The organism is Agrococcus sp. GW821-FHT14H11 (assembly GCF_058803545.1).
In genome coordinates, this window is sequence record NZ_JBXAPA010000024.1 from 1 (window position 1) to 716 (window position 716).

The 716-nt window shown below is 71.1% G+C and carries 1 protein-coding gene; it reads left to right on the forward strand.

Going from position 1 to position 716, the window contains the following annotated elements:
• Positions 1-74 precede the first annotated feature (74 nt).
• Positions 75-716: DDE-type integrase/transposase/recombinase (locus AC1RNL_RS13365; protein ID WP_492935502.1), on the forward strand; the 642-nt coding region annotated here is incomplete at its 3' end.

A 716-nucleotide genomic window follows, 5' to 3' on the forward strand; every position in this document is an offset into this window, starting at 1 on the left:
GGTGTCTGGGTTCACGACATAGGTCGCACTTGATAGGTCTCTCATGAGTCGGGACATCGGTCACAGTCGCTGGCATGTCTCGCGCTCGTGTCGCTGTCCTGATGATCGTGTCGAAGCAGCTGTCGGTGACGGCGGCCGCGGCCGAGTACGGCATCTCCCGGCGCCACCTCCATCGACTGCTGGCCCGCTACCGGGACGGCGGGATCGACGCGGTCGAGGCCCGGTCGCGCGCGCCGCGCAGCAGCCCGCACCGGACTCCGGTGCAAGTGCGGGAGCGGATCGTGGTGCTGCGGCGAGAGCTGACCGGGCAGGGCAGCGATGCGGGCCCGGTCACGATCGGCTGGCACCTCGAACGCGAAGGGCTGCCCGCGCCGTCGACGTCCACCATCCGGCGGATCCTGCACGACGCCGGGCTGGTCGAGCCCGAGCCGCGCAAGCGCCCCCGCTCCTCCTGGATCCGCTTCGAGGCGGCGCAGCCGAACGAGACCTGGCAATCGGACTTCACCCACTGGCGACTCGCGGACGGCCGCGACGTCGAGATCCTGAACTGGCTCGACGACCACTCCCGCTACCTGCTCTCCTGCACCGCCCACGCGCCGGTCACCGGCGACGTCGTCGTGACCGCGTTCCTCGCGATCGTCGATGAGCACGGCGCGCCCGCCTCGACGCTGACCGACAACGGTCGCGTCTTCACCGCCCGCCTCGGCGGCGGCCGC